At 35.6% G+C, this 20,910-nt stretch carries 20 protein-coding genes; 10 read left to right on the top strand and 10 right to left on the bottom strand.

What is annotated here, in order from left to right:
• Positions 1–86 precede the first annotated feature (86 nt).
• From QWT87_RS18695 to QWT87_RS18710, 4 genes are all read left to right on the top strand, one after another.
• Positions 87–656 (top strand): cob(I)yrinic acid a,c-diamide adenosyltransferase, encoded by a 570-nt coding sequence (locus tag QWT87_RS18695; RefSeq protein WP_116096043.1) that lies wholly within the window; start codon positions 87–89, stop codon positions 654–656.
• Positions 646–1,275 (top strand): thiamine diphosphokinase, encoded by a 630-nt coding sequence (locus QWT87_RS18700; protein WP_302717999.1) that lies wholly within the window; start codon positions 646–648, stop codon positions 1,273–1,275. Before QWT87_RS18695 ends, QWT87_RS18700 begins: the two co-directional genes overlap by 11 nt.
• A gap of 299 nt (positions 1,276–1,574) precedes the next feature.
• Complete coding sequence (locus QWT87_RS18705) at positions 1,575–2,450, top strand: tyrosine-protein phosphatase (protein ID WP_302718001.1); 876 nt, start codon at positions 1,575–1,577, stop codon at positions 2,448–2,450.
• A 110-nt stretch (positions 2,451–2,560) separates the two neighbouring features.
• Positions 2,561–3,955 carry a type III PLP-dependent enzyme domain-containing protein gene (locus tag QWT87_RS18710; RefSeq protein WP_116096049.1) on the top strand — a complete coding sequence of 465 codons (1,395 nt, stop codon included), beginning with the start codon at positions 2,561–2,563 and terminating at the stop codon, positions 3,953–3,955.
• 121 nt (positions 3,956–4,076) lie between these two features.
• On the opposite strand, the gene QWT87_RS18715 is transcribed toward QWT87_RS18710, so the two are convergent.
• From QWT87_RS18715 to QWT87_RS18740, 6 genes are all read right to left on the bottom strand, one after another.
• Positions 4,077–4,736 (bottom strand): HAD family hydrolase, encoded by a 660-nt coding sequence (locus tag QWT87_RS18715; protein ID WP_302718003.1) that lies wholly within the window; start codon positions 4,734–4,736, stop codon positions 4,077–4,079.
• 58 nt (positions 4,737–4,794) lie between these two features.
• The gene (locus tag QWT87_RS18720; protein WP_302718004.1) at positions 4,795–6,156 is read right to left on the bottom strand and encodes an alpha/beta hydrolase family protein; all 1,362 of its coding nucleotides are present in this window, start codon (positions 6,154–6,156) and stop codon (positions 4,795–4,797) included.
• 4 nt (positions 6,157–6,160) lie between these two features.
• Positions 6,161–6,736, bottom strand: a complete 576-nt coding sequence (locus QWT87_RS18725) for a hypothetical protein (protein ID WP_302718005.1) — start codon at positions 6,734–6,736, stop codon at positions 6,161–6,163.
• Positions 6,737–6,739: 3 nt separating this feature from the next.
• On the bottom strand, positions 6,740–7,006 hold the full coding sequence (locus QWT87_RS18730) for a DUF2089 family protein (protein WP_268054868.1): 267 nt from the start codon (positions 7,004–7,006) through the stop codon (positions 6,740–6,742).
• Positions 7,007–7,346: 340 nt separating this feature from the next.
• Positions 7,347–7,982 (bottom strand): hypothetical protein, encoded by a 636-nt coding sequence (locus QWT87_RS18735; protein ID WP_302718007.1) that lies wholly within the window; start codon positions 7,980–7,982, stop codon positions 7,347–7,349.
• A gap of 156 nt (positions 7,983–8,138) precedes the next feature.
• Entirely contained in the window at positions 8,139–8,363 is a 225-nt protein-coding gene (locus QWT87_RS18740) for a SymE family type I addiction module toxin (RefSeq protein ID WP_302718009.1), read from the bottom strand.
• A 157-nt stretch (positions 8,364–8,520) separates the two neighbouring features.
• Here QWT87_RS18740 and QWT87_RS18745 point away from each other — a divergent pair, with 157 nt between their 5' ends.
• The 4 genes from QWT87_RS18745 to QWT87_RS18760 all read left to right on the top strand — a co-directional run bounded on the left by QWT87_RS18745 (position 8,521) and on the right by QWT87_RS18760 (position 11,515).
• Positions 8,521–8,718: a helix-turn-helix transcriptional regulator gene (locus QWT87_RS18745; protein ID WP_317048570.1), complete on the top strand. Its 198-nt coding sequence runs from the start codon at positions 8,521–8,523 to the stop codon at positions 8,716–8,718.
• Positions 8,719–8,847: 129 nt separating this feature from the next.
• A complete protein-coding gene (gene speB, locus QWT87_RS18750) occupies positions 8,848–9,705 on the top strand; it encodes an agmatinase (RefSeq protein ID WP_087709204.1) in 858 nt (285 codons plus the stop codon).
• 66 nt (positions 9,706–9,771) lie between these two features.
• Positions 9,772–10,614 carry a bifunctional helix-turn-helix domain-containing protein/methylated-DNA--[protein]-cysteine S-methyltransferase gene (locus QWT87_RS18755; protein ID WP_302718012.1) on the top strand — a complete coding sequence of 281 codons (843 nt, stop codon included), beginning with the start codon at positions 9,772–9,774 and terminating at the stop codon, positions 10,612–10,614.
• A gap of 292 nt (positions 10,615–10,906) precedes the next feature.
• Positions 10,907–11,515, top strand: coding sequence for an alpha-ketoglutarate-dependent dioxygenase AlkB family protein (locus QWT87_RS18760; RefSeq protein ID WP_302718037.1), 609 nt, complete (start codon positions 10,907–10,909; stop codon positions 11,513–11,515).
• Between the two features lie 620 nt (positions 11,516–12,135).
• Here the strand turns inward: QWT87_RS18760 and QWT87_RS18765 are convergent.
• The 4 genes from QWT87_RS18765 to QWT87_RS18780 form a co-directional block, all read right to left on the bottom strand.
• Positions 12,136–13,995 (bottom strand): CocE/NonD family hydrolase, encoded by a 1,860-nt coding sequence (locus QWT87_RS18765; protein WP_302718013.1) that lies wholly within the window; start codon positions 13,993–13,995, stop codon positions 12,136–12,138.
• A 240-nt stretch (positions 13,996–14,235) separates the two neighbouring features.
• Positions 14,236–16,926, bottom strand: a complete 2,691-nt coding sequence (locus QWT87_RS18770) for an outer membrane beta-barrel protein (RefSeq protein ID WP_302718015.1) — start codon at positions 16,924–16,926, stop codon at positions 14,236–14,238.
• Between the two features lie 85 nt (positions 16,927–17,011).
• Positions 17,012–17,431, bottom strand: a complete 420-nt coding sequence (locus QWT87_RS18775) for an SH3 domain-containing protein (RefSeq protein WP_076395538.1) — start codon at positions 17,429–17,431, stop codon at positions 17,012–17,014.
• Positions 17,432–17,438: 7 nt separating this feature from the next.
• Positions 17,439–17,930, bottom strand: a complete 492-nt coding sequence (locus QWT87_RS18780) for a BON domain-containing protein (RefSeq protein WP_302718018.1) — start codon at positions 17,928–17,930, stop codon at positions 17,439–17,441.
• Between the two features lie 224 nt (positions 17,931–18,154).
• Between QWT87_RS18780 and QWT87_RS18785 the strand changes: the two genes are divergently transcribed.
• Together QWT87_RS18785 and QWT87_RS18790 are read left to right on the top strand one after the other, a co-directional pair.
• Positions 18,155–19,405 (top strand): dicarboxylate/amino acid:cation symporter, encoded by a 1,251-nt coding sequence (locus QWT87_RS18785; protein WP_302718020.1) that lies wholly within the window; start codon positions 18,155–18,157, stop codon positions 19,403–19,405.
• A 695-nt stretch (positions 19,406–20,100) separates the two neighbouring features.
• Positions 20,101–20,814 (top strand): phytanoyl-CoA dioxygenase family protein, encoded by a 714-nt coding sequence (locus QWT87_RS18790; RefSeq protein ID WP_185205002.1) that lies wholly within the window; start codon positions 20,101–20,103, stop codon positions 20,812–20,814.
• The last annotated feature ends 96 nt before the right edge of the window (positions 20,815–20,910 follow it).

Here is a 20,910-nt window from a genome sequence, read left to right on the forward strand (position 1 = left end):
GGGCTAGGTCGCAGCCGGAATCACAAATGTAAAGTTCCTTAAACTCAAAATTTGTAAACCTAATTTTAAAAAACTAATTTAGTCCTATGAAAATTTATACGAAAACAGGAGATAAAGGTCAGACCGCTTTGTACGGCGGAACAAGAGTTTCAAAAGCAAGCGCGAGAGTCGACAGTTACGGAAATATAGACGAGCTGAATTCCTTCATCGGAATCGCCAAAAGCCATATTGAAGATGAAGAAGTGTTAAGACAGCTAAAAAAAATCCAGTTCGATTTATTTACTGTAGGTTCCGAAGCGGCAACTCCGGTGGATAAACTCATGTTGGCAAACGGAAAATCGCGGCTTCCTTTAATCATTTCAGATGCCGAAATCGAAGAACTCGAAAACTGGATGGATGCTTTTGACGAAAAATGCGAACCGCTTCAGTATTTTATCCTTCCCGGAGGCGGAAAAGCAGCAACATTTTTACATGCAGCACGTACAATCTGCAGAAGAGCAGAACGTTCTTTGGTATTCTTAAACGAATCGGAAGAAGTGCGTCCGGAACTCATTAAATATCTGAACAGACTTTCCGACTATCTTTTTGTTTTGGCAAGATACATTTCAAAAATCAACAACGAACCGGAAGAATACTGGAACCCGAATGAAAGATAAAGTACTGCTTTTCATCAACGGAGATCCTCCCAAATCTTTTCCCGACACTGAAGAATACAGTCTCATTGCCTGTACAGACGGTGCTTTTCATTATCTTAAGAACCTGAATTTCCCTTTAGATAAGCTGGATTTTATTTCCGGTGATTTTGATTCGCATTCCGGCTCGGATGAAAATATGTATGAAGACAAATTCATTTATACGCCCGATCAGGATAAAACGGATTTTCAGAAAGCTTTGGAAATTATTGCAGAAAAAGACTTTAAAAAAGTAGATGTTTTCGGTGGAAGTGGAGGAGAACAGGATCATTTTCTGGGAAATCTTACCGTGGCTTTTGGTTTTAAAGATCAATTCGATATCAAATTCTATGATGAATTTTCCGAATATTATTTTATACCGAAACAATTTGCTGCAATAGGAGTGAAAGACAAAATGATTTCTTTGTATCCGTTTCCGTCAGTTGAAAATATTACGACCAAAGGATTAAACTGGGCTTTGACAAAAGGAAATTTAGATATTACTTCCAGAATCGGAACGAGAAATTTTGCTGTGGAAGATGAAGTTTCCATTGAATACGAAAAAGGAGATTTGCTTTTGTTTGTTGGGAAAAACTATCTGTAGTGTAAACACAAATTCCACGAATTATTTTCACAAATTGCACAAATTTATTTTTGCAATTAAGAATAAATAATGAACTAATTGAATCAATAGGAAAGGACTTTGCTCAGTTTTCTAATTGCTAATGTTTTCACAAATTGCACGAGCTTGATTTTATAAAAAAAATAATAAAGTTATCCGCATCAATAGGAACGGGCTTTAGCCCGTTTTCAAATTAAAAAACATCAACTGGCTTTAGCCAAAACATAAAAAATCAAACCCGAACATCGGTGTAGATTCGTGAAATATGTGAGAAAATAAAAATGAAAAACCTCATCAAAATATCATTCCTAGCCATCACATTACTCTGTGTTTTCTCCTGCAAGACACAACAATTTTCCACACCCGAATTTGGAAAAAAAGAAGCTGGAAAAAATATTCAGATTAAAAAAGTCAACAATTTCAGAACAGTTGGAAATATAAAAAATATCGATGGAAGAACCCTGAAAGAAGGAAAACTGTACAGAAGCGGAAATTTATATAAACTGAAAAATTCTTCTTTTAAACAACTTGAAAATTTAGGCATCAGAGAAATTATCGATCTTCGGAATTCAAAGGAAATTGCAAAGAAGCCCGATCATCTTCCGGAAGGAATTGTTTACAAAAATTATTCAGCGTTTGAAGACAAAGGCGATCAGTTGGAGCAGGCAAAGAAATTGGTGTTAAAAGGAAAAGTCAACGGTGCAGATGCAGACAAAAGAATGCATGACTTTTATAAAGATTACGTCACAGAAAACCCAGAAATCATAAGAAAAATTATCACAGAAATTTTAGAATCAGATCAGCCTGTTTTATATCACTGCACCGCAGGGAAAGACAGAACCGGAATCACAACCGCTCTCATTCTTACGATTTTAAAATTCGATAAAGAAACCATTTACAACGATTATCTTTTATCCAATAATTACAGGAAAAAATTAATCGATAAAAGACTTCATCTCGCCGATAACCTGCATTTTCTCTACCCGAAAATGGATATTAAAGTTCTGGAGAAATTAAGCTGGATAGAAACCGATTATCTGGATGCTGCTTTTAATGAAATTAACAACAAATACGGTTCTATGAATCGATATATTCAAGAGGCTTTGGGAATTTCTGAAAATAAAAGACAGGAATATATTCTTAAGTTTACATATTGATAATTCAGCTTTATTTTCTTCAATAAAATCCATTAAAATTTATAATAATTTTAACGCTAAAAAACCAAACTTTTTTAGCAATTTTGCATTCTTAATTCACTTGTTTAGAAATGAAAATAAAGTACTCGGAACTTATTGATCAGACGTTGTATTTCCCTACCGAGGAATTCAATGTTTCTGAGAACAATTTGTTGTTTCACGACATTCCTTTAATGGATGTTGTTGAAAAATTTGGCACCCCGCTAAAAATTAGCTACCTGCCGAGAATTTCTCAAAATATCCAGAAGGCCAAAAGCTGGTTCAGGGAAGCCTTTGAGAAAACCGATTATAAAAAGAATTATAGATATTGCTATTGTACAAAATCCAGTCATTTTAAATTTGTATTGGAAGAGGCTTTAAGAAACGATATTTCCATAGAAACTTCTTCAGCCTATGACATGGATATCGTAAAATCTCTTTACAAAGAAGGAAAAGTCACGAAAGATATAGAAGTAATCTGCAACGGCTTCAAAACAGATGATTATCTGGCGAAAATTTCGGAGATGATTAACAGCGGTTTTGAAAATATTACCCCGATTCTGGATAATTACCGCGAGTTGGATAAACTTACAGAAAGCATTGATACCACTTTCGATATCGGAATCAGAATTGCTTCTGAGGAAGAACCGAAGTTCGAATTTTATACCTCAAGATTAGGAATCGGATACAAAGATATCATTCCTTATTACAGCCAGAAAATTGCAGAGCATCCGAATGCAAGACTGAAAATGCTTCATTTCTTCATCAATACCGGAATCAAAGACACGGCATATTACTGGAACGAACTGTATAAATGTCTTCGTGTATACGCACGTTTGAAGAAAATTGCTCCGGAAGTCAACTCTCTGAACATCGGAGGAGGTTTCCCGATCAAAACATCTTTGCAGTTCGATTACGATTATCAGTACATGGTGGAAGAAATCGTTTCTCAGATCAAGAAATTCTGTGAAGAGGAAGGAGTGGAAGAACCGAATATTTATACCGAGTTCGGAAGTTTTACTGTTGGTGAAAGCGGTGCCAATATTTATAAAATCATTTCCCAGAAACGTCAGAACGACAGAGAAAAATGGAATATGATCGATTCTTCTTTCATGACGACGCTTCCCGATACATGGGCAATTTCAAGACACTTCATCATGCTTCCGCTGAACAGATGGGATGATACTTACGAAAGAGTTTTCTTGGGCGGCCTTACCTGTGATTCAGATGATTATTATAATTCTGAACAGCATACCAATGCGATTTATCTCCCTGTTTTCAGCGATACGAAACCTTTGTACATCGGATTTTTCCACACAGGAGCGTATCAGGAAACCATCGGAGGATATGGCGGAGTTCATCACTGCTTAATGCCGCAGCCAAGACATATTTTGATTCAGAAAGACGAAAACGGTGAATTGCAGTATGAAATTTTCCGTGAAAAGCAGGAACCGGAAGATGTACTGAAACTTTTGGGTTACAAATAAATATTTAAACACAAACAGCACAAATTTTTGCACTAAAAACACAAGTAATAATTGTGAAATTTATTCGTGGAATTAGTGTTTAATAAAACAAAAGCTCTCAGATGTTGAGAGCTTTTTCTGTTTAAAAATATTTTGAAATCTTATCCAGTTCCAGTTCCGCATAATCCGAAACCACAATATTTGCCAAGGTATAATCCTGATTTTTAGAATGCGGACTTCTGTATGCGGCACAAAAAATATTTGCCCGATGTGATGCTAAAATCCCATTCGTGGAATCTTCAATCACCATACAGTTTTCTACCGGTTCATTCGCCATTTCTGCGGCAAGAAGAAAAACTTCAGGATGAGGTTTGGATTCCTTCAGGTCGGCTCCGCTTATCTTTCCGCTAAAATAGGGTTCAAGTTCAAATTTTTCAAAAACCATGTTGATGGTTGCCATCGTTGCGGAAGAAGCGAGAATCAATTTGATCCCGTTGTCGTAATAATGCTGTATCAGTTCTCTTACGCCTGAAATCAGGTCAAACTCTTCATCATTATAAAAGTATTCCTTAAAATAATCTCTTTTTGTTTTTGCAATTTCTTCGTACGTCTGTTTTAAATTAAATTCCTGAATTAAAGTATCACAGACTCTTTTGGTAGAAGCTCCGGTAAATGAAGCGTATAACTCTTCCGAAACGTCGATTCCAAGATCGTTAAAAGTTTTAAAATAGGCTTTTCTGTGCAGAGGTTCCGTATCCACAATTACGCCATCCATATCGAACAGCACAGCTTTTAAAGGCATATCTGAATTTTTTCACTAAAATAATAAACGTTTCAGAAATGATGAAACAATTTTTCGATTACTTTTTAAGTTTTGCAATCCAGTCTGCCATTTCGGCTAAAGCTTTTGGAGAAATGGTTTGTTCAATGTCTGCATATTCTGAAAATGCTCCCGTTTTCGCTTCCTGAAATAAATGATTTAAACCGGGAAGTTCCTCCGTTCTGAAATTTTTGTTTCCTGCTTTCGTCAGCGATTTTTTAATGGCTTCCAGATTTTCTTTCGCCGGAACCTGAAAATCCAGACTTCCGTTCAGCGCCAGAACAGGAATTTTTAATTTTGAAAGATATTCATCCGGATTAAACTTCACGAAATACGTAAACCAGCTTTTAGAAATCTGCTGCTCCATATTTCCGATGGCTTCCTCATTCATCTGATCTTTAAAATTTTTAATTAAAAACTCATGAAGATCCTTTTCATAATGGTTTCCGGAATAATTTTTAATAAAACCATAAATGTCGGAATTTATTTTTTTATTGGCTTCAAGCTGTGCTTCACTTTGTCCCATTGATTTTCCGGCAAGATAATTCTGCTGTACCAGAAGCTGGTCTATGGAAGTTCCCGGAGCCGCCATCAGAACCGTAAAATTTACGTTTTTATTGCCCGCTGCAACCATCGGAGCGATCATTCCACCCTCAGAATGTCCCAGTAAACCGATGTTTTTATAACCTTTAGACATTAAATAATCCACTGCCGAATTTATATCTGTCGAAAAATTATAGGTAGTATCATTTCCTGAACCTTGCGAAGAACCTCCGATTCCTCTGTCGTCAATTCTTAATGTGGCAATGCCCTGTTTTGCAAAATAATCTGCAATAACGGCGAAAGGTTTATGTTCAAAAATTTCTTCATCACGGTTTTGACTTCCGGAACCGGTGATCAGAATGACAACAGGCTGGTTTTTATCAAAATTTTTAGGCTGTGAAATCGTTCCCGCTAACGTATTTTTGTCTTTCGGATTCTGAAAGCTGATGTCTTCCGTATCATAATTGAAAGGCGGTTTTGGTGTTTGAGGACGGTTGATGACGAAGTTTTCTGTATTGGGTACAAAAGTAAGAGGGACACTGAAATTTCCCTGTCTGAAAGTTCCTTCAATTTTTCCGTTGCTGAATTTTCCTTTATAACTTGCACCAAGTGCCTGTTGTTCAAAAGTCAGTTCACCATCTGTAAAATCTGTTTTGTCGACCGGAATATCTTTTGCTCCCTGTTTCGGGCTGTCTACGGTTGAAGAGTAGCTGTTTCCGTCTTTTTTGATATTCAGGATAAAAGGCAATTTCATTCCCTGAACATCAATATCTCCTTTCCACGATCCGACAATGTTCTGTGCGTTAATTAGTTGGATGAAAAATAAAGAGAATGTGGCAAATAATGTTGTTAATTTCATGGGATTAAATATTGATAAGAATTTTTGAAATAATTTCTGCGATAAGAAGAGCAACGGCAAAACCAGCAAAATGCTGCCATTTTTTAGCATTCACGGACGTTTTAAAACCGTTAACCAGTAAAGTGATGTAATATACCGTAATCATTAAAAGGACACAGCTGATGACAAGCATCAAAGCCAGGTCTAATGGTTTCAGTTGAAGATGCTGAATATCATTCCGCTGATTTAAAATCTGATCTCCGATTCTGGTAAGAATAGGGCTTGAAGTAATAACCGCACCAATATACATCGGGAATCTGGAAATAGTGGCAGTATTAAAAATATCAATTACACGGGTTTTCCTGTTAATAATTTTTCCGGCGATCAGAAGAGTAACAAAAATACAGGCGACATTGATGCCGTTTTCTTTTAGACTGGTCAGAAAATCTGTTTCACTCTGATGAATATCCAGAACACCGTCGTAAGTAACATCTAAAAAGGAACCGAGTAAAGCACCAGTCAGCGTTAATAGAATTCCGGTTACAAAAAGCTGTTTCTCGCTGTAAATCCCAAAAGGGTTAAAAATCAATTTCCAGTTCATGGTTTATTTTTTCAGGGTTTCAATTTTTCCGATCAGATCGTCGAGTTTATTTCTCATGGTGGGGTAGGAAAGTCCTGCCTGTTTCGCCATTTCCTTAATGCTTCCGCTCGACAGAAAAAAGCTGAGGATAAATTCCTGTTCTTCGCGCGTAAGCTGTAAGTATAAAGGTAGTTCGTAATTTCCACTGACGGTGGTTTCGCAGTTGTTGCATTTCATCTGGCTTACCTGTAATGCAGATTCACAGCTTGGGCAAACTATAGGGAGTTTCATGTTCTTAACTTTTTGTAAAAATAAAAATTATTTTAATAAAGTTAAAAATTATTTTAATAAAATTAAAGTTTGAGTGATTTTTGTTGTGATTGGGGGTTTTTTAGACTACAGTTTTGATGGAATTTTTAAACAGAAAAATGGATTGATTTTGAGAAAAATTATGTTTTAGAAAACTAGAGTAATTCTTTGAGAAAGAATTTAATTTCTAAAGATTGGGATGTTGCCAAATTTTGTAAAAAAGTTCAATAGAATTAACAACTATTGAATTTTGTAAAAGTATTTTATAGAGGTGCTTCAGTCATCATTTTGGCGAACCGATGATGGCTGAAGCGTTTATTATTTAATTTTCTAATGGAATCATTCCTTCAATCTGCCCATCAGTTACAACGAAAAGTGCGTTTAAAATTTGTGCATTTCCGTAGGAATCATCATTCCAGGTATGATTATGTAACTGTAAAAATGTGTCAAAAAGTTCTTCGTCAACTTGTTTTGATGTTATCATCATACATCTTCGTCTTGGGATTGAAACATACAGTTCTTTTGCATTTAAAAGTTCATGTGCTTTAAGCATATGGCTTCTGCATAAAATCTTTTCGCTGGAAAAGTCTTGTCCGGAAGCAGTTAAAACCTGTCTGTTTAGTGTTTCGGAAATTTCAAAATTAGATTCAATTTTCTCTAAGTTGTCATATGCTTCTTTCAAAATTTCACTTGGTTTTTTTTCTTCTAAATCATGTGGCATTAGAAAAACAAAATTATCCGGGGTATCATAACCAAAAGCAACAACAAGTTCAGGCTCTTCTTGTGTACCTATTATTGTTTGTTTCAAAGCACCAGCTTTTATTCCTACCCAATCACCCGGCTTAAGTATTGGATAAATTTTATTTATCTCTCCAGATTTTATTTTCTGAAGATCACTTTCAGCAATTTTATCAGATTCAACATCTCCCTTACCAAAAATTCTATTAAATAATCCCATATATTTATATTATTTGATTTTTTTATTAGTCTTTTAAAATTATCACTAAGTCAGTATTTATTTAAAATATTAATACAAATAGTAAACATCAAATGTAAAAAATTAACCGTGCAATAATTAAAATTTTTTTATCCAATCCATTTTATCAACATCTTTTTACTGATCAGAATTCATTTTCTTATTCAGAGTGATGATAATTTTATTTTTCTTGTGACAAACAAGCACAGATTGTCCACAATTGAAACCCGTTTCCTGAAGCCATTTTCCGCAAAGTCGGATTTCAGGAAATACAACATACCGATGAGACGGTCTTAAAATGTACTTCTGATGCACTTTTAATTGTCTTATTCCCGATTTTTGAAATTTTTTTTCTTCCTTCATGATGTTTGTTTATTGTTGTAAAAGTATAATAAATTGTATTTTAATAAAAATAAATTATCGTAAAAATATAATTTATTGCTTTTTTATGTTGATTTTCAAGTGTTTAAATTTTAACGATATTTGCAGGAGAAGTCAATAAATTGTCATCGTGTCGAAAGTGAACTTAAATAGAATAAAATCTGTTCTGGTTGAAAAAAACAAAACCAGTAAAGAGTTAGCCCGTCATTTGGGAAAAACCGAGTCAACAGTTTCTCGCTGGTGTACGAATGAAGTTCAGCCTTCTGTTGAAACCCTTTATGAAATCTCGAAATTTTTGAAAGTGGATATTCGGGAACTACTTGTGTCAACATTATAATCTGCGAATTACATTTATCATAATTTAAAATTTATCAGATTACTTCATGAAGTTGTTCCTTTCATCACCCGCCAACTTCTCCAAACTTCTTTGTATCTTTGCCGAAATCATTTAATTTTTACATAAAACATGAAAACATACGCAGGAATTCCTGAGGAAAATGCATCGTTAGAAAACTCGAAAGTAATGTTGGTTACTGTTCCTTACGACGGAACCTCAACGTGGGGAAAAGGAGCTGATAAAGGCCCTGAATTATTCCTTGATGCTTCCGAAAATATGGAGCTGTATGACATCGAAACCCAGACAGAACCATATTTAGAAGGAGTATATTTAGCAGGAGAAGTTTCTGAAAACTCTTCACCGGAAGCCATGACAGAAGCCGTTTACCAGAAAACAAAAGAGCTTTTGAATAATGACGGAAAACTATTCACACTTTTCGGAGGAGAACACTCTGTTTCTATCGGGTCGATTCGTGCGGTAGGAGAGAAGTTTGAGAATTTAACCGTTCTTCAGTTGGACGCTCACACAGATCTTCGTCCGGAATTCCACGGCTCTACTTCCAACCATGCATGTGCGGTTTTTGAAGCCAATCAGAAACATAATCTGGTACAGGTGGGAATCCGTTCTATGGATGTGGAAGAGGTTGAATATTTACCGGAAGGAAGAGTATTTTTCGCTCACGAAATTGCCAACAACGAAAACTGGGTAAACGACGTTTTGGAAAAAGTTTCAGGAAATGTGTACATCACGATTGATCTTGATGCTTTCGATCCATCGCTTTGTCCGTCAACGGGAACTCCGGAACCGGGAGGTTTACAGTGGTATCCGACATTGGAATTATTAAGAAAAGTATTCGAAAAATGTAACGTTGTCGCTTTTGATATTGTAGAATTAATGGATTCTCCGATGGCAAAACCAAGCGCGTTCTTAGCAGCGAAGTTATATTACAAAATGCTTGCTTACTATCATATCTATAACAACAACTAAATTCCGCAGGAAACGGATTTTTTCTGCCGTAGATTCTTTGGAAATTTGTGAGGTAAATTCAATGTTATGTCTACACAGAATCAGATAGATTACGAAAGAATTGCCAAAGCGATAGACTATATCCGGAGCAATTTTAAGCTTCAGCCAAGTCTGGAGGAAGTGGCGGAGAAAATTCATTTGAGCCCGGCTCATTTTCAGAAGATGTTTTCTGACTGGGCAGGAACAAGTCCGAAGAAATTTTTGCAGTTCATCAGTCTGGAACATGCCAAAAGTTTGCTGAAGGAAGAAAAAGCGAGTTTATTTGATACGGCTTACGAGACAGGATTATCGAGTACAAGCAGGCTGCACGATCTGTTTGTGAAAATCGAAGGAATGTCTCCGGCAGAATATAAAAACGGAGGAAAAAGCCTCAACATCAATTACAGTTTTTCCGAAAGTCCTTTTGGAAAAGTAATTGCAGCTTCCACAGAGAAAGGAATCTGCTACATGGCTTTTGAAACCGATCAACATAAAGCATTGGGAGATTTACAGGCTAAATTTCCCAATGCTTCTTTTTTTGAAAGAAAAGATGATTTCCAGAACAACGCCCTATCTATTTTCAGTAAAGACTGGTCGGAACTGAACACCATAAAACTCCATCTGAAAGGAACAGATTTTCAGTTAAAAGTCTGGGAAAGTCTGCTCACCATTCCGATGGGGAAATTATCAACCTATGGAAATCTGGCGGATAAAATTGGAAATCCAAATGCTTCAAGAGCCGTCGGAACCGCGATTGGAAGCAATCCTGTTGCGTTTTTAATTCCGTGTCACAGAGTAATTCAGTCAACCGGAAAAATCGGCGGTTATATGTGGGGAAGCGAGAGAAAACAGCTAATTATCGGCTGGGAAAGTTCAAAAATGTACTCTTGATTTCAAACACAAATTGCACTAATTTTTTACGAATAGCCAATAATTTTGATTGAAATTTTAAAAATAAAACTATTCCACCAATAGAAACGGGCTTTAGCCCGTTTAAAATAATCAATTGACCAAATTGGCTTTAGCCTAAAACTTATTTTAATAAAAAAATCAACGAAATATTGTCATTCTGTAGGAATCTAGGATCATTTATTAGAGGTTAAAATTTAAAAATACTTAGCTTAGATTCCTACTGAATGACAAAGAACTTGAAACATTAATCACAAAAACATTAAACTTCATGATGAGTTTATTCGAAGACGTATCAGATTATCCCTTAAATATACTTCCCAAAGACGGAACCGTTCATTATTACGGAAAAGTGTTCTCCAAAGAAAAAGCTGATTTTTATTTTGATTATCTGTTTAACGAAATTCCGTGGGAAAATGATGAAGCCGTTATTTTCGGAAAACTGATTGTAACTAAAAGAAAAGTAGCATGGTTCGGTGAAAAACCATTTGAATATACCTATTCAAAACGGACAAAATATGCAAAATTCTGGACTCCCGAATTATTGGAGTTAAAGAAAAAATGTGAAGAAATTACAGGCGAAACCTACAATTCCTGCCTTCTGAATTTATACCACGATGGAAGTGAAGGAATGGCATATCACAGCGATGCCGAAAAAGATTTAAAAAAACACGGAGCCATTGCTTCCCTGACTTTCGGAGCGGAAAGAAAGTTCTTATTTAAACATAAAACAACAAAAGATAAAGCCGAAATATTTCTGGAAAACGGAAGTTTATTGGTGATGAAAGGAACAACGCAGGACAATTGGCTGCACCGGCTTCCTCCAACCACAAAAGTAAAAACACCGCGAGTGAATCTTACGTTTCGTACCATTGCAGAATGATTTATTTACATTAATCTACGGTATATTTGTCATGCTGAAATTAACTAAACAAAGTTTTCAATGTATAGTTGAGATCCTTTCAGGATGACGAATTGGATGGTTAATTATCTCCCGCAGATTTTGCAGATTGAGCAGATAATTAAGCTGAAAAATATCCGCGCAATCTGCTAAATCAGCGAGAAACAAAAAATAAAATACCATTCAGAACAATTGAATGGTGATTTACACTACGTTTGTCATGCTAAAAGCATCTAAACAAAGTTTTCAATATATCGTTGAGATCCCTTCAGGATGACGAATTGGATGTTTAATTATCTCCCGCAGATTTTTCAGATCGGGCAGATAATTAAGCTGGAAAATATCCGCACAATCTGCTAAATCAGCGAGAAACAAAAAATAAAATACCATTCAGAACAATTGAATGGTGATTTACAGTACGTTTGTCATACTGAAAGCATCTAAACAAAGTTTTCAATGTATCGTTGAGATCCTTTCAGGATGACAAATTGGATGGATAATTATCTCCTGCAGATTGAGCAGATAATTAGGTTGAAAAAAATTAACAATCTTTGAGAAACTGAAACATAAAAAAAGCTGTTCCAACCGGACAGCTTTTAAATTTATTTCAAAACTTCAACTTCAATCGCACTGTCATCAAAAACTTTGATAAACGCTTTCGTGTAGTCTTCCTTCGTTGCGAAATTAGGATTTTCCATAAACTTCTGCGGGTTGATCGCAAAAAGTGGGAACCACGTTGAAGAAATCTGAATCTGGATTTTATGTCCCTTTTTAAAAGTATGCACCACATCCTGCAATCTGAAATTCACCGCTGTTTTCTGGTTCGGAACCAATGCTTCCGCTTTTTCTCTCGAATTTCTGAATCTTGCCGGCATAATTTCACTTCTTACCATCTGATGATAATTTCCATAGATCACCCCGTCTTTTTTCTCAGCAGGTTTAAAATCTTCAGGATAAACATCAATTAATTTTACCGCAAAATCTGCATCTGTAGAAGTGGAAGCAATATTTAATTTAGCCATAATTTCTCCCGCAAACGTAATGTCATCCGTTAAAACATCCGTTGTAAACGTTAAAACATCCGGTCTTCCTTCTGCAAATCTCTGGTCTTCCGACATATAATTTTTCGGGGTGAAGCCGTTGAAATCTCTTAAATTATCAGAGCTTAAAACCGGATTATTCGGATCGCTGTAGTATTCTGAAGAACCTTGCCCTGCTGTGTTTTTCAAAGTGCCTTTTGATAAATAGAAATTCACTTTCTGTGCTTCTTTCGGCGGATAGGTTGCAAACTCTCTCCATTGTTTTGCACCGGTGTCGTACATTAATGCTTCCGGTAAACCTGCATCCTGTTTTGTATTCCCTTTCAAATAATGATTAAAGAATTTTGTTTCCACATTCTTCTGGTAATACGTTGCAATGCTGTCTCCGAAATAAATCTGGTTGTGGAAATGTTTTCCCTGTTCATACGCCCAGGCTCCGTGAGAGAAAGGTCCCATTACAATCGTGTTTTTCGCTTTTGGACTTGTTTTTTCAATGGTTTTATAAATATTTAAAGGTCCTGAAAGATCTTCCGCATCAAACCATCCTCCCACAGTCATTACCGCATGATTTACATTTTTCAGATGAGGCAATAGACTTCTTTTCTGCCAGAATTCATCATAATTTGTGTGGTTCATTATTTCCGTCATGAAGAAATTATCCTTGTAGTACTTTTCATAACCGTCTTTTAAAGTTCCCATGTCTCTGTAAAATTTCAGACCGTCTTCAGAAGTCGCTTTAATCATAGAATCAGAATACCATGCTTTATTTTCCGGCTTTGTTTTCTGAACGCCGAAAACTGGGAAAGTTCTGAAATAGCCCATCATAAATCTTCCGTTGTGAAGAAAATCGTCATTCCAGAAATCTGAAATCGGCGCCTGTGGAGAAGAAGCTACCAAAGCAGGATGTTGTGCCAGAATTCCGACTGCGGTATAAAATCCGGGATAAGAAGTTCCGTATTGTCCTACTTTTCCGTTGTTGTCTTTGATGTTTTTCAATAACCAATCAATTGTGTCGTAGGTATCGGTACTTTCATCAACGTCTTTTTTCGTTTTTCTTTCAACCTGCGGCGTCATATTGGTGAAAGTTCCTTCACTCATGTATCTTCCGCGAACATCCTGAAACACAAAGATATATTTGTCTTTCATTAAATATTGGTTCGGTCCCAGTTTGGTTCTGTACTCGTTTTCGCCATAAGGAGCAACGCTGTAGCAGGTTCTCTGCATCAGAAACGGATATTTGTTTTTGTTGGAAATATCCTTTGGAATGTACACCGAGGTAAACAGTTTTACGCCATCACGCATCGGGATATACATTTCCTTTTTAATAAAATTATCCTTTACAAAAGTATCGGGTTGCTGTTTAGTCTGAGAATTTCCAAAAACAAACAGAAAAACAAACAAAATCGAAAAGTGAATCTTCATTGTTTAAAATTTGCAGCTAATTTAATCATAAAATGGTTTTTAGCACAAAGTTTTAACAACAGGTTGTTATTCTGACGAAGGAAGAATCTAAATTAAATATTATTTTATGGATCTTTTATTTTAAACTTTTTACTACAAAAGATTTAACCACTTTAGTTTTTTAAGTTTAATACTTAAATGGAAAAAAGATCACATAAGTTAAAAAAATCAAAGATTTTAACAAAAGAAATTCAAATAAAACTATTTCTTCTTCCCTCCAAATTTATTCAGTTTCATCACCAGAGAAAACATCACATATCTTTTCAATATCAAATCTTCTCTGTCTTCCACGCCGGAAGCGGAAATTGTTCTGGTAACACTTTGGTTTTGGTTGAGAACATCATACACTTTTATACGCGCAGTAAGCTGTTTTTTAAAAAAAGTATAACTTACACTAGAATTTAAAAAATAAAAATCTCTCTTGAAACCCGGTGCGATATTCGAACTCGTATTATATTCAAAATCATTTTCGAAAACAAGATTAGTCTGGAAGAAATAATTGGTAAGTTCCAGCCTGAAATTCTGAGACGTATTTTTGATACTTTCAATGCTGTAATTTTTATATTCAGAAAAATTATAATTGATACTGTAAGATGGTTTAATGGTAATTTTATCCTTCTTTTCGTACGTAACATTGATTCCCGGACTGAAATTGTAAGAATTACCTGTGAATTGCTGTCCGTTGATAAAACCTCTGTTAAAACTGTAACTAAATCCTGATCTTGGTCTTACATTCAGTTTATGGTCGTTCCATTTATACGTTTTTCCTAAACCTGCGATGAAATTGACGTTTTTATTTCCGCTGATGTTCGCGTAAGTCACAAACTGCTTTCCGGAATCATCGTAATACGAATAATTGGTTGTGTTATTGTTATTGTAAACAAAACTGAAATTGAAATAATAGTTTAAATTTTTCTGAATATTATAACTGTTGAAATAAACATTCGTAGTGTTTGTCCATGAATTTTTCAGATCCGGATTTCCTTTGTACGTTACCAGAGGATTGGATTCATCCACATACGGAATCAGGTTGGCGGAAGAGGGAAGACTGAAATAGGATGAATTATTGATGCTTACATTAGAAGTCTGACTGAAATTGTAAAGCAGTCCGAAATTATATCTCGGAAGCACAAAATTTCTCTGCAGCTCATAATTTTGTCCGTTGAAAGTGGAATGATAGTTCAGATCCGTAAGATTTAAACCTAAAGAAGTCCACATTTTCAGCATTTTTTTATCTAAATTAAAACTGATCTCCGGCGAAAGCTGATTGTTTTTTTCATCCGAGCTGTTGGATAAAGCCAGATTGTACACCGTATATTTTCCGGTAGCGGTATCAAAATCATTAACAATTCTTTCATTCATCGAATTTCTCGAATTATAATCCAGACTCATCGTCACACTTGCAGAATCCGAAACAGGCTCCGTATATTTTGCATTAAATGAATAATTGTTATTCTGATTTTTACTTTGGCTCAACTGATTTCTTACATCTCTTTTCGCAACATTTTCCACTCCGTTTTCAAAAAATAAAGTACCGGAATTGATGAGGTTATTATTTCTATTCTGCTGAATCGAAGTATTTACACTGGCATAAAAACTTCTGTTTTTATTTCTGAATTTTCTTGCGTAATGAAGATTGGGCGAGAAACTGTTGTTTTCGGAATCCGTTACAGTAGAAGACTGGCTTTTATTGAGCAGTTCATCATTTTTAAAAGTAGCTGAATTTCCCGTTCTGAAATTATTTGATTTTGTAAAAGAAAACGACGGCGAAAAAGAAATCGTACTGATTGTGTCCGGCTTTATTCTGAGTGTAGAATTCAGCGTGTATTGCTCTCTTTCGTTTTCGGCGCGGTTTTCAGAGTCTGTTTTTAAATTGGAATCGGGAAGAAAAGTGGTTTTGGAAACTTTTGAAGCCGTTTCAAGATTGGTTGTATTGCGTTTGATTCCCAGTTCTTCAATTTCGACTTCTTTGCCCAGTTTATCACTGTAATTCACTCCGATCATCGAAGATTTCTGAATTCCCAGCTTTGAGTTTTTACCATTGTCATCATCCATAGAAACACCCTGCGAATTGATATTATTGGCATAACCCAGCAAACTTATTTTGGTCTTATCTTTAAAATAATTAATCAGTCCTTTTTCATCATACCGTTTATCTGAGCCGTAACCAGCCGAAATTCTCGAAACCCATCCTTTGTTTTTCTTCTCATCAATATTAAAATTAATGGTTTTGTTCTGCGCTTTAGGCGTTTTCCCGGTAAGTTCCTCTTCTTTGGTTTTGGTGGTGGTAAACTGAATGTTTTTAATGATATCGGCAGGAAGATTTTTTAACGCAATTTTTCCGTCTTTATCGAAAAAAGGCTTTCCGTTTACCATGATCTGGTCGACTTCTTTTCCGTTGACGGTAATTTTTCCGTCGTTGTCGATCTCCACACCGTCAATATTTTTTAATAACTCTTCTATATTGCTGTTGGGACGTACTTTGATGGCATTTGCTTTATATTCAATCGTGTCTTTCTTTATTTTTATCGGCGAAACCGTAATTTTTACCTCTTCAATATCCGAAATCTGATTTTTTTCTAACTGGATGTCTCCCAGATCAATAGATTTGTCGATGGTATCGAATTTTGTGGAGTAAGAAATTAACTTTTCAGCATCAATCTGTAGAATTGTAGGTTCATTAAGTTCTTTGGTTTTTATTGCAAACAGACCTTCCCTGTTAGAAGCTGTATAATCGACTAATGAAGAGTCTTTCTGTTTTAAAAGATAAATGGTTGCATTCTCCACAGGTCTTTGCCCAAAATCTGTAATTTTTCCTTTAATGACGTACTTTTGTCCGTTCAGCATTAGAAAGCTAAACGAAAAAAGCAGCAACCATAAGATTTTCTTCATTGAATGTTTTTGAACGCGCTAAAATATAAAAAAAACATCCCCCAAAAGGGATGTTCCTATTTTAAATAATGTTAAATCTTTACAATTAAGCTCTCAAATATCTTGAATAAGCATAACCTTCCTGTCCGTCTTCAGTTTTTACTTTCCACCAGTCGTCTGATGTCTGCTCAACCAAAGTTACGGAAGAGCCTTTTGCCGCTTTACCTACAACAGCAGCATCCGTAGAAGGTTCCTGTCTGATGTTCAGATTAGATTCGTCCGTTGCAACCGTAAGAGCTGCACCTGCTGCCAAACCTGAAACCTGTACGTCAATATTGATGTCTGAAGCAGAATATGTAGAATCAATTGCTCCTAAAGCATTCCAAACCGCATCTTTCGCTGCTGTGTTGGAAGCACTTCCTGAAACGTAAAGAATTCCGTCCTGTTCCTGAACCTGAAGATTAGAAATCCCTGCAGACTGAGCTGCAGAAACTACACTTGAATATTTATCTTGTAATGTGCTCATCTCCGGATTATTTTACAGTATACTTATAATTTACTTTACCCACTTTCAAAGCATCAACAGATTCTTTTACTTTTCTTGCATCAGCAGAAGATACGCTTCCTGTAAGAGTAAGTTCTCCGTTTACTACTTCAACTTTTACCCCCGGGATATCTTTTACGGCATCCTGTACTTTTTGCTGTACCATCGGATCTACTGCGCTTTTGGTTTCTACCGGAGCTACAGCAGTTACTGCAGGCTCTACTTTCGCCATATCCATTACTTCTTTAACACCGGTAATGGCTTTCAGTTGCTTAATCATTGCATCTTTTGCCTCCTGAGTTTCGAAAGTTCCGCTCAGGTGTGCAACTCCGTCCTTCACTTCTACGGAAGCACTAGGATTTGCTGTTACCACCGTAGTAGCCTGCGTTTGAAGATCGGCATCAGAAACTTTCTTTTTACAAGAAACAGCTCCGAAAGATACAGCTATAGCTAATGCAGCCATTGCGATCGTTTTTTTCATAGTTGTATATTTTTTAATGTTGTTAATACAAGTAAATGTAATAATAAAATTTGTACCAAAAGGATAAAATTCAAATAAATTTTTGTAAATTTTTATACAATATTTTATTAATCAGATAATTAATTTTAAATCACGTTTAATTTAACATAATATTATCTCTGAGGAAAATGAAATCTTTCCGCCAATTGTAAAAATATTATATTTGCGAATCTTGAAACATATATATGAAAGGACAAAATAAACTTTTTATAGCAATTATCATCGCACTGGTTATCGGTGTGGGAATCGGCGGAGTTGTGCATACACAGGCTCCGGAAAGTGCAGAATCTTTTTCTAAAAATATAAAACTGCTGGGAACAGTTTTCATCCGTCTTGTTCAGATGATTATTGCTCCGTTGGTTTTCACAACTCTGGTGGTGGGAATTGCCAAAATGAGCGATATTAAAATGATCGGAAGAGTAGGGACGAAAGCGATGCTGTGGTTTATTTCTGCCTCATTAATTTCATTATTCATTGGATTAATGCTTGTGAACTGGCTTGAACCGGGACACGTTACCAAACTTCCGATTCATGATGCTGCTTCCGCAGAAGAACTATTGAAAACCAGCAAAGGTTTCTCTATGGAAGACTTTGTAAAACATATTATTCCTAAAAGTATTTTTGAAGCTTTTGCAACCAATGAAGTATTACAGATCGTGGTATTTTCCATCATGTTCGGAATTGCTCTTGCCAATTTAGGTGAAGAATATTCTCAGCCTGTTATCAAACTATTCGACATTATAGCACACGGAATCCTGAAAATGGTAGGATACATCATGTGGTTTGCACCGCTTGGAGTATTAGGCGCTATTGCTGCGGTAGTCGCTACCAATGGTTTTGAGATTTTTAAAGTCTATGCCATTTATTTAAGAGATTTTTTCTTTGCGTTAGGAATACTCTGGTTCGTGCTTTTACTGGTAGGATATTTAATTTTAGGCAACCGTCTTTTTGAATTGTTAAGAAGAATAAAAGAACCATTACTGATTGCTTTTTCCACGACGAGTTCAGAAGCGGTTTTCCCGAAATTGGTGGAAGAACTGGAGAGATTTGGCTGTAATAACAGAGTGGTATCATTTATTTTACCTTTAGGATACTCTTTCAATCTGGACGGAAGTATGATGTATATGACGTTTGCATCAATTTTTATCGCTCAGATCTACGGAATTGAAATGACGGTAGGACAGCAGATTACGATGCTTCTGGTATTAATGCTAACTTCAAAAGGAATTGCGGGAGTTCCGAGAGCTTCTTTGGTAATTATTGTGGCAACCTGTTCAATGTTCGGTATTCCGCCGGAAGGAATTGCTTTAATTCTGCCAATCGACCATTTCTGCGATATGGGAAGAAGTATGACCAATGTTCTTGGAAATGCTTTGGCAACCTCAGCGGTTTCTAAGTGGGAAGGACAGTTGGAAAATCATGGCGGGAATATGTAATTAATGGTTGAAAAGTCAATTTCACTTCGTCTGTGAAATGTGAATTATTAATGAAAAGATTCACGAGCAAAGCGAATTCATCATTGACGATTCATATCTAATAAAAAATTCAAGCTTAGGCTGGTACATGGTCAATAGTGAATTTTTAATTTTCATTATTGACCATTTATTTTTTAGGAAATTGAGATATTTATAAACGGAAAAGGATTCGTTATCTTGCTATCATTTGCTGAGTGAAACGCCATTGCGACCGAAAAATATTTTCAATCCGATTAAATAAAATCTTTGCGATCTTTGTTTTAAGAAATAGATTCTTCACTCCGCTGCGCTTCGATCAGAATGACAAATTCTATTTAAAGAAATTTAATTCAAAAACTAACAATGATAAGAATTAAAATGATACTTTTATCATTTGCTGAGTGAAACGCCATTGCGACCGAAAAATATTTTCAATCCGATTTAAATAAAATCTTCGCGATCTTAGCGTTTATAAAAATATTCTTCCCTCCGTTGCGCTTCGATCAGAATGACAGCTCCATTTAAAGAAATTTAATTCAAAAATTAGCAATAATAAAAACTAGAATGATACTTTTATCATTTGCTGAGTGAAACGCCTTAGCGAACGAAGAATATTTTCAATCCTTTTAAATATAATCTTTGCGATCTTTGTGTTAAATAAGATTCAAAACAATCAAATGAATTTACAACATCATAAAAACTCAATTACAGAAAACGGCTTTACCGTTATCGATCAGATTTTTTCCGATGAAGAAATTGAAAAGATCAGTGAAGTTATCCAAAATATAGATACTTCTAAAGAAACTTTCAGAAAGTCGGAAGATCTTTTTGCCATCCGACAGTTTTTAAAGGAAATTCCGGAAGTAAAAGATTTGATTTTTAATGATAAGATTAAAACAATCATCAAAGAGATTTTCGGCGAAAAATATTTTGCGGTAAAAAGCATTTATTTCGATAAACCTGAAAAATCAAACTGGTACGTTGCGTATCATCAGGATTTAACGATTTCAGTGGATAAAAAGCTGGAATTGGAAAATTTCGGACCATGGACAACGAAACAGAATCAGTTTGCGGTTCAGCCTCCTTTGAATATTTTGGAAAATATTTTCACCATAAGAATTCATCTGGATGAAACGAATGAAAACAATGGAGCCCTGAAAGTGATTCCTAAATCCCACGCCAAAGGAATTTACAGACCGGAAACCATCGACTGGAATGTGGAAACCGAAACCATCTGCAACGTCGAAAAAGGTGGAATTATGATTATGAAACCATTACTTCTTCACGGTTCCAACCGAACCACGAACGGCAGAAAAAGAAGAGTGATTCACATTGAATTTTCTGATATGGAATTGCCCGCAGAACTGAACTGGTCGGAAAGAATGAATTAATTTTTAACTACAAAGTTTTTATTCAGAACGAAGCGGGAAATCTTTTTTCTCCCGCAGATTACATAGATTTTGCAGATGTTTGTATTAAAAAGATCA

The sequence above is a fragment of the Chryseobacterium urinae genome, from assembly GCF_030518295.1.
Taxonomy (GTDB): Bacteria; Bacteroidota; Bacteroidia; order Flavobacteriales; family Weeksellaceae; genus Chryseobacterium; species Chryseobacterium mucoviscidosis.